Source organism: Streptomyces aculeolatus, assembly GCF_020400605.1.
In the GTDB taxonomy this organism is placed as follows: domain Bacteria; phylum Actinomycetota; class Actinomycetes; order Streptomycetales; family Streptomycetaceae; genus Streptomyces; species Streptomyces aculeolatus.
In genome coordinates, this window is the sequence record NZ_JAINRD010000004.1 from 361,251 (window position 1) to 380,686 (window position 19,436).

Sequence of the window (19,436 nt, forward strand, 5' to 3'; positions counted from 1 at the left end):
AGAGGGCACAGGCGCTATGACGAGCGGCACGACTCTGGAGGACCTGGAGCGGCGGGCGGCGGAGCAGCGCGCCAAGCCGGCGTACGGGCACGACGCGCTGATCTCGTGCGACCAGCTCGTGCGCATCTTCCGCACCGACGGCGTCGAGGTGCAGGCGCTGCAGGGGCTCGACCTGCTGGTCGCCGAGGGCGAGCTGCTGGCCCTGGTCGGCGCCTCCGGCAGCGGCAAGTCCACCCTGCTGGGCATCCTCGCCGGCCTCGACGTCCCCACCGCGGGCACCGCCACGGTGGCGGGCTTCGACCTGCTGGCGATGGACGCGCGGGCGCGGCTGCGCTACCGCCGGGAGGTCGTCGGCTTCGTCTGGCAGCAGACCGCGCGCAACCTGCTGCCGTACCTGACCGCCGCGCAGAACGTCGTGCTGCCGATGCAGCTCAGCGAGGGCGGCGGCGGCCGGCACGCGCGCCGCCGCCGGGTGGCGTTCGCCGAGGACCTCCTGGGCCTCCTGGGCCTCGCCCACTGCCGCGACCGCCGCCCGCAGCAGATGTCCGGCGGCGAGCAGCAGCGCGCGGCGATCGCCGTGGCGCTGGCCAACTCCCCCGCGGTGATCCTGGCGGACGAGCCGACGGGCGAGCTGGACTCGGCGACGGCGGAGCAGATCTTCGCCGCCTTCCGCACGGCGAACGAGGAGCTGGGCACGACGATCGTCATCGTCACCCACGACCAGGCGGTGGCCACGCAGGTGCGCCGCACGGTCGCGATCCGCGACGGCCGGATGGCGTCGGAGGTGGTCCGCCGCACGGAGGTCGACGCGAGCGGGCAGGAGCGGGTGGTGGCCCGCGAGTACGCCGCGGTCGACCGCACGGGCCGCCTCCAGCTGCCGCAGCAGTACACGGAGGCCCTGGACATCCGCGAGAGGGTGGTCCTGGACCTGGAGGAGGACCACATCCGGGTGACCCCGGACCGGGAGAACGGGACGTAGCCGCGGACTTCGGCGGCACGGAGGCTGGACGGGCGGCCCGCCAGGGCCAAGGCCCGCCTCGCCGGGCGCCTGCGGCGCCTGCGGGCGGCGGGCGCGCAGTCTCGCCCTCCGGGGGGTCAGACCGGGGTGACGCCCAGGCGGCCCAGGCCGCCCTGGCGGCGCAGCGCCACCGAGCCGTACGGGGTGCGCAGGCGGAGCCAGTTGCCCGCGGCGAGCAGCGCCGGCTCCGCGGTGTCCGCCGTCGGCGGCAGCAGGCCGAAGACGCGGGCGGCATGGGCGGCGCGCAGCGGGAGAGGGGTGTCCGCCAGCGTGCGGCTCCAGATGTCGCCGCCTATGCGGTCCACCTCCGTGCGCGTCCGCTTCTCCTCCGGCAGCGCCTCCACCCGGGCCTTGAACTCCGCGACCCCCGCCGCCACCGCGACGTGCAGCTCCTCCGGCCGCGGCAACCCCGCCACCGGCTTCCAGCCGCCCCGAGGCGGGAGCAGCCCGGCCCACCCGGGACCGCTCACGGGCTGCGGCAACGCCACGGCCGACTCCCGGAACTCCCGGCGTACGGGCGGGGATCCGGACCCGCTGCCGACGGGCTGCCCGGCCCCGGTGTCCGCACCGGTGTCCGCGCCGGATTCCGCACCGGTGTCCGCACCCGCGTGCGCCGCCGCGTCGATGGCCTCCGCCAGCTCCCCCGCAGACACCGTCTCGTCCAGCTCCTCCGCCGACGCCGCCGTCAGCAGCGCCGTACGGACCACGATCACCTCCAGCGCCGGCGCGTGCCCGAAGACGGCCAGCGCCGCTCCCCCGGCCCCGCCGCCGGCGCCGGGCGCCGCCGCACCGGGTGCCACCCGCAGCCGCACCGCCGCGCCCCTGTCGTACCGCAACAGCCGCCCCAGAAACACCGCCAGGCCCTCCGCCTGCCGTGCCTCGGCGAACACCAGCCGCCGCGTCATGCCGCCGCAGCCTCCCCCGGCTCTCTCCGCCCGGCCCGGCCCGGGGGCGGCGGGCCCAGGTACTTCTCCAGGAACGACCGCTCCGCCTCCGTCAGCCGCCGCGGCCGGCCGGCCTCGAAGTCGAACGGGACGATGACCGTCGACGCCTGCGCGTACACCGCACCGCCGTCCTCCGGGTCGTCCTTCACCTCGTACGCCAGCTTCGCCGACGCCGCCCGGATCTCCGTCACCCACACCTCGACCGTCACCGGGTCGTACCGGTGCACCAACTGGCGCCGGTAGTCGATCTCGTGCCGGGCCACGACCGACCCGCCCGCGAAGGAGGTGCCGCCGCCGGCGGCGGCACCTCCTTCGGCAGGCGCCAGCCGGAACATGAAGTCGATCCTGGCCTCCTCCAGATAGCGGAGGAACTCCACGTTGTTGACGTGGCCGTACGCGTCCATGTCCGCCCACCTCAGCGGGCAGCGGTAGACGTGCTTGGCCACGTCAGCCACGGGTGAGCTTCTTGTACGTGGCGCGGTGCGGGCGCGCGGCGTCCGGGCCGAGCCGCTCGATCTTGTTCTTCTCGTACGACTCGAAGTTGCCCTCGAACCAGAACCACCTGCTGTCGCCCTCGTACGCCAGGATGTGCGTCGCGATGCGGTCCAGGAACCAGCGGTCGTGGGTGATGACCACGGCGCAGCCCGGGAACTCCAGCAGCGCGTTCTCCAGCGAGGAGAGGGTCTCGACGTCGAGGTCGTTGGTCGGCTCGTCGAGCAGCAGCAGGTTGCCGCCCTGCTTGAGGGTGAGCGCGAGGTTGAGGCGGTTGCGCTCGCCGCCGGAGAGGACGCCGGCCGGCTTCTGCTGGTCGGGGCCCTTGAAGCCGAAGGCCGACACGTACGCCCGCGAAGGCATCTCGACCTGGCCGACGTTGATGTAGTCCAGGCCGTCGGAGACGACCTCCCACAGCGTCTTCTTGGCGTCGATGTTCCCGCGGGACTGGTCGACGTAGCTGACGTTCACGGTGTCGCCGACCCGGATGCTGCCCGAGTCGGGCTTCTCCTGGCCGAGGATCATCTTGAACAGGGTGGTCTTGCCGGCGCCGTTGGGGCCGATGACGCCGACGATGCCGTTGCGCGGGAGCGTGAAGGACAGGTCTTCGATGAGCAGCTTCTCGCCGAAGCCCTTGCTGAGCTTCTCGACCTCGACGACGACGCTGCCGAGGCGCGGACCCGGCGGGATCTGGATCTCCTCGAAGTCGAGCTTGCGCATCTTCTCGGCCTCGGCAGCCATCTCCTCGTAGCGGGCGAGGCGCGCCTTGGACTTGGCCTGCCGGCCCTTGGCGTTGGAGCGGACCCACTCCAGCTCTTCCTTCAGGCGCTTCTGCCGCTTGGCGTCCTTCTGGCCCTCGACCTTCAGGCGCGCGGCCTTGGTCTCCAGGTACGTGGAGTAGTTGCCCTCGTAGGGGTAGGCGCGGCCGCGGTCCAGCTCCAGGATCCAGCCGGCGACGTTGTCGAGGAAGTACCGGTCGTGGGTGATGGCGACGACGGTGCCCTCGTACTGCGCGAGGTGCTGCTCCAGCCAGGCGACGGACTCGGCGTCGAGGTGGTTGGTGGGCTCGTCGAGGAGGAGGAGGTCGGGGGCCTCCAGCAGCAGCTTGCAGAGCGCCACACGACGGCGCTCGCCGCCGGAGAGGTTGGTGACGGGCCAGTCGCCGGGCGGGCAGCCGAGGGCGTCCATGGCCTGTTCGAGCTGGGCGTCGAGGTCCCAGGCGTTCTCGTGGTCCAGCTCCTCCTGGAGCTTGCCCATCTCCTCCATCAGCTCGTCGGTGTACTCGGTCGCCATCTGCTCGGCGATCTCGTTGAACCGGTCGAGCTTGCCCTTGGTGTCGGCGACGCCCTCCTGGACGTTCTCGAGGACGGTCTTCTCCTCGTTCAGCGGGGGCTCCTGGAGGAGGATGCCGACGCTGTAGCCGGGCGAGAGGAACGCGTCGCCGTTGGACGGCTGCTCCAGTCCGGCCATGATCTTGAGCACGGTGGACTTCCCGGCTCCGTTGGGGCCCACGACACCGATCTTGGCGCCGGGCAGGAAGTTCAAGGTGACGTTGTCAAGGATGACCTTGTCGCCGTGCGCCTTGCGTGCCTTGCGCATGGTGTAGATGAACTCAGCCAAGAGAAACCGTCCGGCAGATCCGAGGTGGGCAGATGCACCCATCTTGCCGCACGCGCCGCCCCGCGCGAAAACGCCCCCGGTCGCGCCCGCCGCCCGCGGCGGCCGGGGCGGCCCGGGACGCGGACGCGGGCGCGGTACGGGGCGTATGCGGCAGCGCACGGGCAGGCCGCACGCGCGCGGCACCCGCGCCGCGCGCGAGGCGCGCGCGAGGCGCACAGCGCCGCGGGGAGCGCCTCGCGGGCATGCGAAACGGGCATGCGAAAGGGGCCGGATCCCGAAGGATCCGGCCCCTGTGCCGTGCAGAGCGTCAGCCGTCAGCCGACGTCCGCCGGCCGGCACCGCTGGGCGCGGTCACGCGCTTCCCGGCGCCGGCCGGAGGGTCGTCGTCAGGCGGCGTCGGCGCCGCCGCCGGCGCGCCGGCGGAGCAGGAAGACGGTCGCACCGCCGACCACGACCAGGCCGATGGCCACGCCCGCGATCACCGGGGTGGCACTGCTGCCACCGGTGTTCGCCAGGTCGCCGCCGTCGTCACCCGCGTCGTCGCCGCCGGCGGAGCCGCCCGCGGAGGCCGGGCTCGGCTCGCTCGGGGCCGGAGTGTCGTTGCCCGCGGTCTCGCAGTCGAGCACGCCGGTGAACTTCTCGCTGAAGCCGTCGTCACCGTTGATGGTGATCTCGTACGCCTGGTCCTCGGCGACCTCGACCAGCACGGTCTTGGACTCGCCCGGCGCCACGGTGTGGGACTCGCCCGCCAGCTCGAAGGAGAAGGGCTGGTCGCCCTTGTTCTCGGCGGTCACGTCCACGCCGCCCTTGGCGCAGTTCTTGTCCGCGGACAGCGCCGGGATCGGACCCTCGCTCGCCCACGTGGCGGTGGCCTGGGCGGTGACGGTGGTGTCGCTGGAGCCGGCCAGGATCTGGGTCTGGCTCTTCGCGTGCTCACCGACGCCGGCGAAGGCACGGCCGACCGGCACCTGGGTGGTGGCCTCGGCGGTCAGGGTCGCGGACCCGTCGGGGGTGCCCGAGGGCACGTCGAGGAAGACCTCGGCGCCGTCAGCGGCGCTGGTCAGCGCCTTGCCGTCGGCGTCGACGACCTTGACGCCGGCGGACTCGGCCTCCGGCGACAGCGAGAGGTTGGCGCTCGCGGCGTCGGTGTTCACCGTCACCGGGCCGAGCTTCTCGCCCGACTTGCCGGAGACGGCGGTCGGACCGAGGTTCAGCGAGGCCGCGGGCTCCTCGATGGCCTCGGCACCGGCCTCCAGGTAGTCGGCCAGCTTCTCCGCCTCGGGGTCCTTGGCCTCGACGTTCACCTTGTCGGAGAAGCGCCAGATGGCGATCTGGGTGCCGGCCGCGGCGGTGTTCTCGGTCAGCTCACCCGCACCGGCCTTCTCCGCGAGCGCGGCCAGGTCGTCCACCTGCGGGTAGGAGTTCTGCAGAATCCAGTTGATCTTCCCCGCGTCGGGGTTGTTCTGCAGCGAGGAGGAGCTCCAGGCCACCTCCTGGTACTTGGCCTCCGGCTGGGTCGGGTTGCCGAAGTCGATGCAGTAGGTCTGGATGGAGCCGCCCTGGTCGACGGCCATCTCGAACAGACCGGCACCGATCTCGCTGTCACCGCTGTCACCGTGGACGATGGCGGTGTCCTTGATCGTGAGACCGCCCAGGGTGGCGGTGGCGCCGTTGGCGGGCGGCGCGTCCTGCGCCGCGGCCGGACCGGCGCCGGCTATCGCACCGGCGGTGGCCAGGCCCGCGGCCAGCACTGCCGCGGTAAGCCGAGCGGACCGTCGGTGTGACGGCCTCCGAACAGAAGTCATGGTCGAAAATCCCCTCCGGGCGGGTTGGTCAAGGCTCGGATTGCCCCCGCCGTAAGAACGCCTTCGCTCCGGGCTCGTCGAGCCGCTCGGAATCCTAGGGACTCCCCTCGTCCCGCGAACCTCAAATGCCCCATGGGGACAGGGTTTTAGAACGCAATCGTTACATCGGGCGACGACTATTCCGGGCAGACCCCAGCGGACCGGCAGAAGTTCGAGTCGCGCACTCGAACTGATCGTCTCGGAACCGTCACCAGCCAGCCACCGGCAGGCCCACCGCCGGCCATGGGTTCCGGATCAGCCGAGGTCCGGTGTCAGCACCGGATGGCGCTCCCCCTGCTCCGCCGCGTCCGGCGCCCCGCCCGCCGGCACCGGGGCCAACGCGTCCCGCACCGCTGCGTCGAGGTCCCCTCTGGGCGGGTCCGCGAACGACGGCTTGAGCCGGGAGACCCGGCGGAACGCCGCCGTGCCCCAGCCGAGGTCGTGGCCCACCGCCGTCGCGTCGATCGTCGGGTCCGTGCAGCGCACGCCCTCCTTCTCGTACTCCCTGACCCGCAGCCGGCCCCGCACCAGCAGCGGTTCGCCGATGGCCACGGAAGCCGCCACGTTGTCCGCGAGCTGGCGCCAGGCCCAGACCGTGAAGAAGTTCGTGTACGCATCGGTCCAGCTGCCGCTCGCCTGGTCGAACCTCCGCACCGTCGCCGCCAGGCGGAAGCGCACCGCCGGCACCCCCGACTGCGTCGTGCGGTAGTCCGCGCTCGTCGCGGCGTTCCCCACCACGGTCACCATCGTCTCGTTCATTTCCAACGCACCTCCCCCGTCCGGGCACTTCACCTGCCCGCTGACCCCATGCTGCCCCCTGCCACCCGAACCCCGCGACCCCTGTGGATAACTCCGGCCCGGGTGGCGTAATCGCAGGTCAGGTCCGTGCACTGCCGCCCGAGGCAACGGCGTACTGCTCCCGCACCTCGCGGTAGCGCAGCAGCTCCGCCGCCATCGGCTCCAGCACCCGCGCCCGCCCGCTCGCGGCCGCCGACTCCCGCAGCCGGCGCTCCGCCTCCTCGCCGTACCGCCGCGCCGGGGCGCGGGCCACGAACCGGCAGGCCAGCGCCAGCCCGGGGCCGCCGGCCGCGGCGACCGCCACGAGGCCCAGCGGCAGCAGCCACGGCCCGCCGGCGACGCCGAAGAACGCCGCCACCAGCCACAGCAACGCCAGCGCCTGGAGGCCGAGCAGCCCGCGCTGCACCGCACCCACCACCGACCACCACCGCGGCCGCGGCACAGGCCCGAGCCCGGTCCCGTCACCGGCACCCGGACCGGCCGCACCCGCCTCGCCCGCGTCACCCGCACCGGACCCGCCCGAAGTCGGTTCACCTCCGGACGCCGCCGTCTCCGCACCCGGGCCCGGGGCCTGCCGCGTCAGCCCGTCCGCGAGCCCCTCCGCACCGCGCACCCCCGCCTCGCGCACCGCCTTCGCCCACGGCGCCGGCAGCCCGGCGCCCGCCTCGTCGGCCACGGTCCGTACGGCCTGCTCCACCACCGCCCGCGCGGGGGCCAACCTCCGCTCCCCGTCCCGGGGTTCCGGCATCAGCGCGCCCGCGTCCGCGGCCGGCCGGTCGGCCGCACCGGCGGCCGAGCCGCCCGCCGTCCCCGCCCGCCGGCGCCGCCACAGCTCCACCAGCCGTGCCCCGCACGCCTGTTCCGCCGCCCGCAGCCACAGCTGCTCCGCCGCCTGCCCCGTCGCCGCCGCCCCCACCGCCTCCGCGAGCCGGTCCTCGAACTCCGCCCTGATCCGCTCGTCGAGCCCGCCCCCGCCGCCGTCGCCGACGTACACCTCGCGCAGCCGCGCCGTCGCCTCGTCCACGTCCGCTGTCAGCCGGCTTTCGGCCGCCCGGCGCTCCGCGATGAACGACACCAGCTCCGCGCGCAGATCGCCCACGCCCTCGCCGGTGAGCGCGGACAGCGACAGCACGCACGCGCCGGGCTCGCCGTGCTCGCCGAGCGCGAGGCCGTCCTCGTCGAGGAGCCGGCGCAGGTCGTCGAGCACCTGCCCGACGGCGTTCGCGGGCAGCCGGTCCAGCTGGTTGAGGACGACGAACATCACCTCTGCGTAGCCGGCCAGCGGTTGCAGATAGCGCTCGTGCAGCGCCGCGTCCGCGTACTTCTCCGGGTCGACCACCCAGATCACCGCGTCCACCCGGCGCAACAGGTCCTCCACGCGGCGGCGGTGCTCCTCCACCGCCGAGTCGTGGTCGGGCAGGTCGATGAGGACGAGCCCGCGCAGCCCCAGGTCGTCGCGGAGCGGGCGAGCGGCGCGCGCCGGGAGGCCGAGGCGTTCGAGGAGCAGGGTCGGCGCGTGGTCCCCGGCGCCGCGCCAGGCGCACGCGGACGGCAGCGAGGTGGTGGGCCTGCGCACGCCGACGTCGGAGAGGGGGGCACCGGCGAGCGCGTTGAAGAGGCTGGACTTGCCGCTGCCGGTGGCGCCCGCGATGGCGACGACGGCGTGGTCGAGGGAGAGCCGCTGCCGGTCGGCGGCCTCGTCGAGTACGCGGCCGGCCTCGGCCAGCGTGCGCCCGTCCAGCCGCGTACGGGAGAGGCCGACCAGTTCCCGCAGGGCGTCGAGCCGCCCGCGCAGGGGGCCTTGGGCACGCGGTACGAATCCTCCGGGCGTCCCCGCGTCCTCCCCGTGGCCCGCGCGCGCCCCGCCGCGACCCCGCCCCGCGGCACGCAGCACCGCACCGTCCCCGTCGTACGCACCGCCGCGCCCGCCGGCGTCCGCGAAGTCGTCGTCGTTCAGGCCCGCACCTCCGCCCGCACCGCCCCCGAAGGCGTCGCCACCGGACCCCGCACCGGAGCCGTCCCCCGCGCCGTCGACCGGCCCTGCGCCCGCGGACACACCGTCATCCGCTCCGCCCTCCCCGGACACCTCCGCACCGGCGCCGCCCGCCTCCGCCGCCGCACCACCCGCCGGCTCCGGCACCCCCGCCGCCACGTCCGACCCGCCGTCCGCACCCATCTCCGCGACACCGCCCTCTCGTCCACCGCCGTCGCCCCCGGGGGAGCCCTCCGCACCAGCGCCGCCCCGTGCCTCGGCCCGGCGCCCGAAGTCCACCCCGCCCGAACCCGCAGCCCCGTCCCCCGAACCCGCAGCCCCGTCCCCCGAAGACCCCGCTCCCGCTTCCGCAGCCGAACCCCGAGCCTCCGCCCCCGAGACCTCCGCTGAGACCTCCTCCTCCGCCGCCAGGACCGCGGCCCCCGCACCGGCCTCCGCCGCCGAAGCCCCCGCTGCTCCGCTCGCCCCGCTTGCCCCACTCACCTCGACAACCTCAACCGCCCCATCGTCCACACCAGTTGCCGTCGAGCCCTCGGACGGATCAGCGCCCTCTCCCCCCGGCCCCGGCACGGATTCGGCCACCCCCGTGCCGCCCCCGCCCCGAACCGCCTGCCGCTGGCCCCGCCGCACGCCCCACCGCGCCGCGCGCCGCGCGATCAACCCGTCGTCCCACATCCCGCCGGCCGCGGGCGCCGCAGCCCCGGCCTCGCCGTCCCACGCGTCCCCGTCAGGGGCATCCGCAGCCCCCGCGACCCCACTCAACTCAGCCAACTCATCCGCCCCCTCACCCCCACCGGCCACCGCCACCGGCTCCGCCGCCTCCTCAATTGGAACCGGAACCTCCGCCGACTCGCCGCGTCCCGGGGCCTCCTGCGCACGCACGTCGCGCCCCTCGCCTGCCTCGCCCATCTCGCCCGCCTCGCCCATGCCGCCCACCTCGTGCACCTCTTCCCTCACTTCTCCCGCTGCAGCACCGACATGGCCGCGATCAACCGGGCCTGCTGGCCCGACTGCGCCTCCAGGGCGTCGATCGCCGCCAGCCGGCGATCCCGCTCCCCGTCGAGCACCCGCTCGAAGTACGTGCCGAGCAGCCGCCCGCCCCGGCTCCGCAGCCGCAACCCGTCCTTCGCGCCCAGCAGCGCCGCCAGTTCGTCCGCCGCCCCCTCCCCCTCAGCGCCGCCGAGCAGCGCCACCGCCAGCAGCGCCGCCACCTCCTCCGGCTCCGCGTCGCCCGGCCGCTCCGCCGCGCGCAACGCGTCGTCGGCCAGCTCCTCCAGACACCGCTGCCAGCGCCGTACGAGCACGCCCACCCGCTCCTGCGCCCCCACGCCCGCCTCGCCGAACGGCACCGCCGCCGCGCCCGGCTCGCGCCGCAGCTCGGCGGCGAACCGTTCGTCGGCGGCGGCCACGGCGCAGTACAGGACGGCGGCGACGCTGCCGGTCAGGGCGTCGAGGAGGTCGACGGAGGCGCCGGTGAGGGCGCGGTTGCGGTAGTGCGCCAGGGCGTCGCCGGCGAACGCGGTGCCGCCGACGAGGTCGGCGTGCGCCTGCTCCGCCGCCTCCTCGTACGCCCGCTCCACGCGGTGCGCCATCCGCGTCGACGCCGCGTGCTGCGCGGCGCACGCCCCGGCCAGCGACGTGACCCGCGAACGCAGCGACGCGAGCACGCCGTTCGCGGTCCGCACGGACGCCTCCGCACGGGCCGCCGGGTCCTGTGCGCGGTGGCCGAGCCAGTCGCGCAGCTCCCGCACCGCCGTGGCGGGCAGCAGCCCGCTGCCGCCGCCCGCGGACTCGGGGAGTTCGGGGACGGTGAAGCGCGGCACGTCGCCGAGTCCGGCCTTGCGCAGCAGCGTCGCGTACTGCAGGGAGATCTCGCCGGCGACCTGGTGCGGCACGCGGTCGAGCACGGTGACCAGGCTGACGTCGTACTCCTTCGCCGTGCGCAGCAGGTGCCAGGGCACCGCGTCGGCGTACCGGGAGGCGGTCGTCACCAGCACCCACACGTCCGCGGCGCACACCAACTCGGCGGCCAGCTCGCGGGCGTGCCCGGCGAGGGAGTCGATGTCGGGGGCGTCGAGGAGGGCGAGGCCGCTCGGTACGTTCTCGTCGACCTCGATCCGCAGCAGGGTCCCGTCGGGCCCGCCACCGCCCTCGCCGAAGGTCGCGGCACCCCGCCCAAGACCATCACGTCCGAGGCCGTCCCGGCCGGGGCCGTCCCCGCCCAGGCCGTCCCGGGTGCGGTACGGGTCACGCACGCCGTACGCCGCGGAGGCACCCCTGTTCGCCCCGTACGCCTCCCGGGCGGGGGACCCGCCGTACGCGCCGCGCGAACCCCCGCCGCTCCCGTACGACTCACGCGTCCCCCGGCCGTCCCCCTCATCGCCGTGGTCCCCGTACGGCTCCGCAACCTCCTGCGCTTCGTAAGCGCCGTAGGACTCGTACGCCTCGACGCGCCCGTGCGCGGCGTCCTGCCGCGGCATCCACACCCGCGTCAGATGCGGCAGCACCCGCTGCCCCGCGAACCAGGACTGGTCGTCGGGGTGGCAGACGAGCACCGGCATCCGCGTGGTGGGCCGCAACACGCCGGACTCGCTGACGCATCTGCCGACGAGCGAGTTGACGAGCGTCGACTTCCCCGCGCCCGTCGAGCCGCCGACCACCGCGAGCAGCGGCGCGTCCGGCCGGTGCAGCCGGGGCACCAGGTAGTCGTCGAGCTGGGCCAGCAGTTCCGCTCTGCTCCGCCGCGCTCCGTCCGCCCCCGGCAGGGGGAGCGGAAAGCGCGCCGCGGCGACGCACTCGCGGAGCGCGGAGAGTGCGTTCAGCAGGTCAGGCCGTACGTCCGAGGTCGCCACATGCGAAGAATGCCCGCTTCCATCCGAATTTGAAAGCGTTTAGCCCCGCAGCGCGCCTTCTTCATCCCGGAAGCTTCCGCCACGCGGGCATAACGACTGCACAACACCACCGGCACCACCCGGAAAAAAGCGGTGCGCGATTCGTACTCGCCTGCGATTATCGGGACGCTTCACTGAACCTCCACAAGGTGGTGCCGGAGTGAAGCTACCGGGTGTGGCTCAACGGAGCCCTATCCTTGACCCCTGGCAAGGTCACGGATCCGCCGAGCCCGGCCACCGTTCCACGCCACACCGGCCCCCGTAGCTCAGCGGATAGAGCAGGCGCCTTCTAAGCGCTTGGTCGCAGGTTCGAGTCCTGCCGGGGGCGCAGGGCTGCCCTCCTCCCCCAGGGAGGGCCCAACCTGCAGGTCAGAGGGTTATCCACCCTCCCCCAGCGAGGGGCTCGACACCGATAGATGATCATGCTCTCTGTCCAGTTGGCACGGGCCAGAAGCGGGCCTCTACGGCTAACTGTCCCCCATACGTCCCCCGCGGACACCTCCCCTCGGCGCCGCCCCCGCCACATCACAGGGGGGCGTAGCGAAGCGGTCCGGGATGCGCCCGCGCAGGGCCCGGACCGCTCCATCACGCCACCGGCAGGTACCGGAGTCCTTCGATCCGTTTCAGGTAGTCGGTCAACTGTCCAGTGACACATCTGGCGTAGATCGCCAGGAGGACCGGGACACTGTTGCCCGCCCACTCCGCGACAGTCGCGGGGGGAACGCCGGCGTTCAGCCACCCGGTGAGGCAGGTGTGGCGGAGGTCGTACACACGTTTGCCAGCGGGAGAGGCGTACTCGTGTGCTGCGAGGACCGCTTCGCGGGCCTTGCCCCACACGCGCCGGTAGACCGAGCCTGCCAGGGTGTCCCCTCCTGCGCCGGGGAGGAGGAGCCCATCGGGTTTGAGCTCGTACTTGGCGATGACGCGGCGGAGGAGAGCCACTAGATCCGGATGGATCGGGACGGTGCGGGTGTCACCCTCGGCACGGCCCTTCAGGTCGCGGACCTCGTGCACCTCTCCGCTGTCCGTCCACTGGCCGCCCACCTCTGGATGGGCCTTGTGGACGATGATCTCGCCCCACCCTGTTTCGGGCAGGACAGCATCGGCGACATGCAGCGCGACGGCTTCCTCGGGACGTAGGCCGGCGTAGCAGATTGTGGCGAAGAACGCCTGGTACAGCAGTCCACGGCGAGGCCGCTGGCCTATCCATTCGAGCAACGCGGTGACCTGAGCCGGATTGAGCAGGGACCGCTTGCTGATCGCCTGCCCCACCCGCAGGCCGCTCTCCCGCTTGCCCAGCGCAGCCAGAGGGTTAACCCTCAGGATGTTGTGCTGGACTGCGCGGTCCAGGGCGAGACTGAGAATGCGGCGGTTTCGCATCACGGAGCTGGCTGCGGCTGCGGTGCCATCAAGCAGCGTGCTGATCGCCGCAACCACCTGCTCGACTTTGGCGGTGTCCTCCCAGGCGGACATCGGCAACGTGTTGCGCTCGACCCAGTCGAGGATCTCCCTCACTTCGCCGGGCGCCGGCGCACTACGCCGCTTCGTGTTGAAGGCGAACTCCCGCAGCGCCGTGCGGACGTCTCGATCGTCGAACTGGCCGGGCTGCGTACGAAGCAAGGCGACTGTGGCGGCTGTCATCGCCTTGGCCGTGTTCTTACGGCTGTTCCCGCTGGTTCGGACCCACTTCCAGTCCACGTACTCAACCGCGAATGAATACCAGCCCGTTTCCGCAGCCTTGCTGGCGAAGCTGACCGGCAATCCGGTCGCCGGGCTGAAGGGTTCTCCCCTGCTCGCTGCCGTCTTCAGCTCGGCGCGACGGGCGTCTGCCTGCCCCTTCGTGGGGTAGGTCTCACTGTGTTTACGTCTGTCGACGGCCCATACGACGCGATAGCTGTATCCCGTCTGGCGCTTGCGGCGCTCGATGCTGAATATCCGGACGTTGAATGTTCTCGCTGTCAGGTGTGATCCTCACAATCAGTGAGCCAGTTTTCGAGATCGCCCCGTCGTATCCGCAGGGAGCCGTTGGGAAGGCGGATGCAGCGTGGACCACGCCCCTTTTGCCGCCAGTCGTAGAAAGTCGATCGAGCGATCTGCAACTCGGCGCAGACCTCATCAACGGTCATCTTCTGACCGGCTCCGGCTGCTACTGCCATTGGCCTCTCGCATCAAGCCAGAGGGCCGAGCAAGCAGGGTGATCCTCAACTAGGGTTGACGCCTGAACTCGGAGCAACGCGGGATAGGTCACGTTTCGAGGCATGGACAGGTGTTTCCTTGCGGGGAATGAGGGACAGCATGGACAGCGCCAATACCTCGCGTAGCGTATGAAACTGTCAAACGCCTGCTGACGGTATGCGCTGGCCACGGCGGGTGTGCCGTGGGCTGGGCAACTCCGCGCCTTCTCTCGACTGCACGATTGCCCCGGCGTTCGCCCCTGGCTCCACCGCCAAGGTGCGCCGGATGCGAACACCCCTCAATGATGGTGACGATCGCCGGTTTGGCTAACCGGCGATCGTCGGCTATGTTGCCCCGCGCCGCGACCCTCGTAGCTCCCATGTGAGAGCAGCAGAGTGTGGTCGCGCTGCTTCGAACCGTTCTAGGTTCGCTTGCTTCGCCGCGTCGTTCCAGTCTTCTACGCCACCACCCTGTCTGCCGTCGGCGAACCGGCACGCGCAGATCGACCAGCCGGGAAGCAGGGTGTATCACCGTGCCCGTGTCCTGTCCTCGATGCCCCACCCCGCCGGTGCCCGAGTTCGACTATCTCCCCACAGAATGACGCTCTCCGGGGTTTCAACCGCCGGCTGCCGCCACCGTGCGGGACTAGCCGTGGTTTTCAGCGGAATCGGCGTGAGAGGGCGAGAGTTCACGCTTCGCGCACGTCGTCGTCCGGGTGGGTGACACAGCTGGCGGTGTGGTTCAGGACACGGTGAGCCGTCGCCATGAGTTGCCGGGGCCGGCTCAGTCCGCGTCGGAGGAGCCTCGGTGCCGGCAAGGTCGGAATGAGCCAATTCGGCACCTTCGGACCCGATCGCAGGGCCCAGGCGGTGCGGTCCCTGGTGCAGACGGTCGAAACCGCCTTTCCAGGCTAGAGTTGAGACCACCGGAGCCGCCGCACAGATGCCTCCGCGGGCGAGGCAGGCGCCGACCCATGAGAGTCAGCCCGCCCGGTCGAGTGAAAGGTGCACGACGCTGCTCCGACTAAGAATCGCCACCGGGGCCGTGTTGGCCGTTGCACTCGTTGCGGCCGGGTGCGAGATCACGGTGAACCACGACTCGGACACGGCCGAGCTTCCGCCTGCGGCGACCCAGAGTAACGGCACCGAGGTATGGGATCTACGCCATCCGCCGACGGCAGACCAGATCGGCATCGATTCCGGCAGCGACACCGCCATCTACGAAACGCGGCCATCGCGTCGACTGCTGCTGCGTCTGCCCGAGGGTACGCGCCTTCGTCTGTCGGCCCGCTACCTGGCATTCAGCTCGATCGCCGACGAGGACGGCGAGCCGGTGAACGTCGACGTGAAGACCGCGACGAAGCCGCTCGGCGACACCGTCGAGACGTACCGATCGATACTGAAACAGCTCGGTCTGCCCACTGCCGCGATCGCGCAGTTCCGGGAGGCTGCCCGCGCGGCATCGGGTACCGAAAGTGTCCACAGCGACCGAATTTCCGGTCAGTACGGTGACCTCGACATCGGCGTCGTCGCCAGCTATAGCCCTCACTCCGAGACCGGGAGGATCGCCGTCATCGGCAATTGGCAACCGTGAGGACGACCGCCTGCCTACTTGAACAGGACGCACTGCGCGATCACCCTGGCCGTGGACCAGGAGCGTAATGACGTGGAGCCCTGCTCGAGTGATCAACACCTGGATGACGGCCCTGTCCTGATCTCGGTGGTCATTTCCGCTGGCGCCCCGGAGGGCCTGTTCCCCACAGACAACCGCCCCGGGCACTTCGAGACGCCGACTGCCAAAACACCGCGATACCGACCGCGGCTACGCGGTGCTGGAGATGTGCTCCAAGGCACGGGGATCCATCACCACGAGTTGCCGATACCGGCTGTCGATCGCCTCGTGGTCGACGCGCAGGCGGTGCAGGACGTTTTCGACGGTGGATTTGCCGAGTTGCAGGGTGCGGGTGATGTCGCTCTGCCGGAGCCCGTTGATCGTGATCCGGTCGGGGGCAGGAGGGGTCTTGATGCCGGCGGTGTCGGCCAGGTGTGTCAGCAGGGTGGCCACGCGGGCGAGTGGAGACCGGCCGGTCATGAGGTAGATCTTCTCGTCTGTGCGGTTGCGGTCCTCCAGGCTCCGCAGCAGCGCGAGCTGCACCTGCGGGTACACGCGCATCATCTCGTTCGCGGCCTGCGGTGCAGGGCATGATCCAGGTGGTGCCCACGCAGGACACCTGCATCGGCGACCAGGCGTCGATCAGGTTGGCCTCGCCGAGGAACTGTCCCGGACCGCGGAACCGGGCGAGGACACCCCCGCCGGGGCCCATCGGGTAGCGCTCTTCCCGGGCCAAGCCGCCCAGGACGATGAAGCACGTTCGCTGGGCCGGGTCGAGCGGCAGCCGCTCGCCGTGCTGGAAGGTGCGGGCGTCGCGGCCCCATTCCTGCACGAGCGTCGGCCACAGTCGGCGGGGGAGGTGCTGCAGGAAGCTCCCGGCCGGCCAGGGCCGATGTCCGGCGAGCACCTGCGCGGGGTGGAAGCCGCAGTCCTTCATGGCGGCATTCACTGGTCTTGCCCTCGTCCTCGCGGCGGTCTTCGCCCGCAGGGTGGAGGCGGAGGAGGGTTTGTGGGACGCTGCGGCAGGAATCCAGGATTTAGGCATCGGTAGACTCCTGGGCGGGTGCGTCCGTCTGCGCGGCAAGGCTTGTGAATACGGATTTCATGAGGCTGCGGCTGGCCTGATTGAATTCCTCAACGGCCTCCGGAACGGCGCCGAGGTCTGCGCATCGGCGACTGAATTCGAACAGTGTCTTGAGCGCAGCGGTGGGTTGACCGAGTCGCGGCAGCGGCTGCATTTCCCCGGTCCGGGCGTCAGTAAGGCCGTATGGAGCGCGCGGTGAGTTGCGAACTCGGTCAAGATACCCGAGATCGCACAGCCGTTGGACCTGATAGGCCACTGAGGACGTCGACTTGAGGCCGACGGCATCGCCGACCTCACGCAAGGTGGCCCATTTTCCGGCCCCCTGGGATTCACGGAAATAGTCGAGGATCGCCTGTTGCCTCGGGGTGAGCTTGTGGTCGGTGTCGTTGCCGCATTGTTTGGTCGGGCGTGTCATTGGAATGGTTCCTCACGTGATTAATCGGGGTCGTCGCAGTTGCGAGTGCCCGCCGTCCGAAGGCCGCGCGACACGTCCCGGGGCAGCGGAAGGGGATTTTTGATTGCGGGCAAGCCCTTGCATTTCGGGTGGGGAGGGCGGCAGGCGTCAGGTTGAAGCGGTGGGCTTCCAGCCAGTCCCAGGCCGCTGCGTCGGTGTCGAACGCGGGCATGGTGGCTCGGGCGGGTAAATGTAGACGCGCTCCAGGGCGTCCTGACGGTGCGTGGGGGTTGACATGGGGAATGCCTCTCCATGGGGTCGGGGTGTTGGGTGATTGCTGAAGGGGTTGGTCTCCACGACTGGCGCGGCTTGTTCGTCACTTCGGTTATTGGGCTTGCGCTCAGACTCGGATGACGCTGTGTTTGCGCGCTGCTACGGAGTTGGACGCGCCGAAGGATTCAGGTGTGCGGCTGGGCGATGACATCTTCGATGGCATCTGGTTGCCGACGAAACGGGCGGCGAGCTTCTTGAACTCGGCCTGTGCCGTGCCTTCGATGACTTCGCGGGTGATGTCGTTGCCGTCGCTGCTGTAGATCTGCGACATGTGGGAGGTGTATATCGCGCCGCGGCGAACGTGGTGCTGGTACCAGCGTGCTCCGTTGGGGGCGCTGTAGCAGATGACGTACCTCAGTCCGTGCAGTCCGACGGTGACGTCGCCTCCGTGCTCCCTCATCCCGTCGCGGAATACGGCAAGGTCCTTTCGCACGGACAACGGCAGCTTGTGCTCTGGGGGGAGCGGATCGAGCTCCAGGAGTTCGGGTTTCTTCCCGTGCTCGATCCTGTTGAAGATTCGGGCGTAGTCTTCCCATCCGTTGGCTTTCTCGCGCTGTTCGCCGTCCTGGAAAAGAGGTGAGACGCACAGCCGCCATCTTCCTTCGTAGTTGCGGCGGTAGTTCAGCTCCAGACGCAGACGCTTGCCCTCATGGATGACACGCAGGGTCTGTTTAGTGGGCCGTTCAATCCGGGGCTCGATGTCGGTGTGCTCAGTCAGCCACTCGATGTCATCGTGGATCAATGTGGGCACGAAGAAGGGGGCTTCCGAAACAGGGACGGATTTCATGTGCATTTCTCCTGGCGGGCGGAGGGGCGGGAGGCCCGTTTATCTGGCAGTTCGGGGGGAGGGGGGTGGATCACCGTGCCCGTGTCCTGTTCACGGTGATCCACCCCGCAGGGCCGGTTTCCTTCGCGGGCGGGGTTGTTGCCGCTGGGGAACCCGGCTGGGCCCGGGGTCGCCTGTCCCCCACGGACGGGTGGCCCCGGGTGTTGAGTCCGCAGCTACAGCAGCAGCGAGAGCACGAGCGGGTTGGTTGATGCGCTGAGCACCGTGGTGAGGGCCAGGAGCCCGATGGCGAGCCGCTGTAGGCGGTGTTCTCGCTCGTGGTCGTTGCCGGTCACCGCGTTCGGCTCCTCTTCTAGTTCCAGGTGCGGGCGGGGGCGCCGTGGACGCTGAGCAGCGCATGGTGCTGGGCCAGGCGGACGTGGGGCGCATAGCGCAGTCGGCCGTGGTCGACGGGCCGGCCGAACAGGCCGCCCATGAACTGCCCGAGGTAGTCCGCGCCGGCCGCTGTGGCGCACGCGAACCCGCAGATGTGGGCATCGATGCCGGTGATGACCACGGCGGGGCGTGGGGCAGTGCGGATGACGCCGCGGACGCAGGCCGGGCCGCGGATGCCGGCGGCCTCCAGGGCCTGCTCGACCACGGCGGCGGCACGTGGGTCGTGGAAGGTGGAGGTGACCATGGACACGCCGCCTTGGATCGCGTGGCGGTGGCGCAGGATCACCGATGCCTGGCCGTGGTTGTCGACGAGGCAGTCCGCGGTGAACTCGGCGCCGTGGAGGCGTTCTTGGATGGCGGCGGGTTCCAGCAGGGCGCACAGCATGCGGGCCTGTTCCCGGGAGTGGCAGGGAATCGGGGCGAAGATGGGCTTCGTGTGGTCGCTGGTGGACACGACCTCGACCTCGACGCCGTGGGGGATGTCTGCGGTGCGCTCCGCTGGCCACCATCGTGGCGTGGGTACGTCGCGGTCGGCCAGGAGGGTGTAGAGGAGGCGGTGGTCCAGGCAGGCTTCGGCGGTGCGTGTGCTCGGCAGCCAGGTGCGTACGCCCATGCTCTGCAGCCGGCCGGCCAGGCGGCCGAGGAGCGGCAGTTCCTGCGCGGTGGTGGGGATCAGTGCGTGCGGCTGTTCGAGGCTGCACAGGCGCAGCAGTTCCTCGGTGTAGCGCTTCTTGTCCGCGGCGGCGGGGAGCTGGTGGGCGGTGACGCCGGGGATGTGCAGACCGGGTGCGTGGGGGTCGGCGTCCGCGGCGATGACGTCGGCTTGCGGTAGCAAGGCCCTGGCCAGGGCGAGCCCGGGGGGCGTGGCGACGCCGGTCACCAGAATCCGGGAAGTCATGACTGCTCCGATGAAGAGGGGGTGCGTAGTCGTTTGCCGAAGGGCGAGGAGGAGGGGGTTTCCCGCCGCCCGCCGTCCGAAGGCCGCTACACACGTCCCCGGGCGAGCGGCGGGAGCTG

15 protein-coding genes and 1 tRNA gene are annotated in these 19,436 nt (G+C 71.4%); 3 read left to right on the top strand and 13 right to left on the bottom strand.

Translation table 11 applies throughout. The features are described from left to right. The first annotated feature begins 16 nt into the window (after positions 1–16). The gene (locus tag LG396_RS10160) at positions 17–979 is read left to right on the top strand and encodes an ABC transporter ATP-binding protein (protein ID WP_225794579.1); all 963 of its coding nucleotides are present in this window, start codon (positions 17–19) and stop codon (positions 977–979) included. A gap of 116 nt (positions 980–1,095) precedes the next feature. Here the strand turns inward: LG396_RS10160 and LG396_RS10165 are convergent, their stop codons facing one another. The 7 genes from LG396_RS10165 to LG396_RS10195 form a co-directional block, all read right to left on the bottom strand. Further along, on the bottom strand, positions 1,096–1,923 hold the full coding sequence (locus LG396_RS10165) for a DUF8185 domain-containing protein (RefSeq protein WP_225794466.1): 828 nt from the start codon (positions 1,921–1,923) through the stop codon (positions 1,096–1,098). Continuing rightward, complete coding sequence (locus LG396_RS10170) at positions 1,920–2,408, bottom strand: acyl-CoA thioesterase (RefSeq protein WP_225794580.1); 489 nt, start codon at positions 2,406–2,408, stop codon at positions 1,920–1,922. Before LG396_RS10170 ends, LG396_RS10165 begins: the two co-directional genes overlap by 4 nt. 1 nt (position 2,409) lies before the next feature. After that, positions 2,410–4,074 carry an energy-dependent translational throttle protein EttA gene (gene ettA / locus LG396_RS10175; protein WP_037752739.1) on the bottom strand — a complete coding sequence of 555 codons (1,665 nt, stop codon included), beginning with the start codon at positions 4,072–4,074 and terminating at the stop codon, positions 2,410–2,412. Positions 4,075–4,460: 386 nt separating this feature from the next. Further along, the gene (locus LG396_RS10180; protein WP_026276012.1) at positions 4,461–5,879 is read right to left on the bottom strand and encodes a thioester domain-containing protein; all 1,419 of its coding nucleotides are present in this window, start codon (positions 5,877–5,879) and stop codon (positions 4,461–4,463) included. 294 nt (positions 5,880–6,173) lie between these two features. Further along, positions 6,174–6,677 carry a single-stranded DNA-binding protein gene (locus tag LG396_RS10185; protein ID WP_037752741.1) on the bottom strand — a complete coding sequence of 168 codons (504 nt, stop codon included), beginning with the start codon at positions 6,675–6,677 and terminating at the stop codon, positions 6,174–6,176. A gap of 118 nt (positions 6,678–6,795) precedes the next feature. Beyond that, complete coding sequence (locus LG396_RS10190) at positions 6,796–8,892, bottom strand: GTPase (protein ID WP_225794467.1); 2,097 nt, start codon at positions 8,890–8,892, stop codon at positions 6,796–6,798. A gap of 770 nt (positions 8,893–9,662) precedes the next feature. Continuing rightward, on the bottom strand, positions 9,663–11,561 hold the full coding sequence (locus LG396_RS10195; RefSeq protein WP_225794468.1) for a GTPase domain-containing protein: 1,899 nt from the start codon (positions 11,559–11,561) through the stop codon (positions 9,663–9,665). A 294-nt stretch (positions 11,562–11,855) separates the two neighbouring features. On the opposite strand from LG396_RS10195, the gene LG396_RS10200 reads away from it, so the two are divergent. Beyond that, positions 11,856–11,928 (top strand) — tRNA-Arg (locus tag LG396_RS10200). Positions 11,929–12,185: 257 nt separating this feature from the next. Here LG396_RS10200 and LG396_RS10205 read toward each other — a convergent pair. Continuing rightward, positions 12,186–13,361: a tyrosine-type recombinase/integrase gene (locus LG396_RS10205; RefSeq protein ID WP_225794469.1), complete on the bottom strand. Its 1,176-nt coding sequence runs from the start codon at positions 13,359–13,361 to the stop codon at positions 12,186–12,188. 197 nt (positions 13,362–13,558) lie between these two features. Further along, a complete protein-coding gene (locus LG396_RS10210) occupies positions 13,559–13,756 on the bottom strand; it encodes a helix-turn-helix transcriptional regulator (protein WP_225794470.1) in 198 nt (65 codons plus the stop codon). Between the two features lie 1,105 nt (positions 13,757–14,861). Between LG396_RS10210 and LG396_RS10215 the strand changes: the two genes are divergently transcribed. Next, positions 14,862–15,368 carry a hypothetical protein gene (locus tag LG396_RS10215; RefSeq protein WP_225794471.1) on the top strand — a complete coding sequence of 169 codons (507 nt, stop codon included), beginning with the start codon at positions 14,862–14,864 and terminating at the stop codon, positions 15,366–15,368. Positions 15,369–15,596: 228 nt separating this feature from the next. On the opposite strand, the gene LG396_RS10220 is transcribed toward LG396_RS10215, so the two are convergent. The 4 genes from LG396_RS10220 to LG396_RS10235 form a co-directional block, all read right to left on the bottom strand. Beyond that, positions 15,597–15,941: a cyclic nucleotide-binding domain-containing protein gene (locus LG396_RS10220; protein ID WP_225794472.1), complete on the bottom strand. Its 345-nt coding sequence runs from the start codon at positions 15,939–15,941 to the stop codon at positions 15,597–15,599. 482 nt (positions 15,942–16,423) lie between these two features. Then, entirely contained in the window at positions 16,424–16,885 is a 462-nt protein-coding gene (locus tag LG396_RS10225; protein ID WP_225794473.1) for a LexA family protein, read from the bottom strand. Between the two features lie 379 nt (positions 16,886–17,264). Next, positions 17,265–17,984 (bottom strand): hypothetical protein, encoded by a 720-nt coding sequence (locus LG396_RS10230; protein WP_225794474.1) that lies wholly within the window; start codon positions 17,982–17,984, stop codon positions 17,265–17,267. 352 nt (positions 17,985–18,336) lie between these two features. Next, entirely contained in the window at positions 18,337–19,317 is a 981-nt protein-coding gene (locus tag LG396_RS10235; protein WP_225794475.1) for an ATP-grasp domain-containing protein, read from the bottom strand. Positions 19,318–19,436: the final 119 nt, after the last annotated feature.

Excerpts from the sequence above, each read along its gene's own strand:
- LG396_RS10160 (WP_225794579.1), top strand. The coding sequence starts at position 17 with ATGACGAGCGGCACGACTCTGGAGGACCTGGAGCGGCGGGCGGCGGAG.
- LG396_RS10165 (WP_225794466.1), bottom strand. The coding sequence starts at position 1,923 with ATGACGCGGCGGCTGGTGTTCGCCGAGGCACGGCAGGCGGAGGGCCTG.
- LG396_RS10180 (WP_026276012.1), bottom strand. The coding sequence starts at position 5,879 with ATGACTTCTGTTCGGAGGCCGTCACACCGACGGTCCGCTCGGCTTACC.
- LG396_RS10185 (WP_037752741.1), bottom strand. The coding sequence starts at position 6,677 with ATGAACGAGACGATGGTGACCGTGGTGGGGAACGCCGCGACGAGCGCG.
- LG396_RS10190 (WP_225794467.1), bottom strand. The coding sequence starts at position 8,892 with ATGGGTGCGGACGGCGGGTCGGACGTGGCGGCGGGGGTGCCGGAGCCG.
- LG396_RS10210 (WP_225794470.1), bottom strand. The coding sequence starts at position 13,756 with ATGGCAGTAGCAGCCGGAGCCGGTCAGAAGATGACCGTTGATGAGGTC.
- LG396_RS10225 (WP_225794473.1), bottom strand. The coding sequence starts at position 16,885 with ATGACACGCCCGACCAAACAATGCGGCAACGACACCGACCACAAGCTC.
- LG396_RS10230 (WP_225794474.1), bottom strand. The coding sequence starts at position 17,984 with ATGAAATCCGTCCCTGTTTCGGAAGCCCCCTTCTTCGTGCCCACATTG.
- LG396_RS10235 (WP_225794475.1), bottom strand. The coding sequence starts at position 19,317 with ATGACTTCCCGGATTCTGGTGACCGGCGTCGCCACGCCCCCCGGGCTC.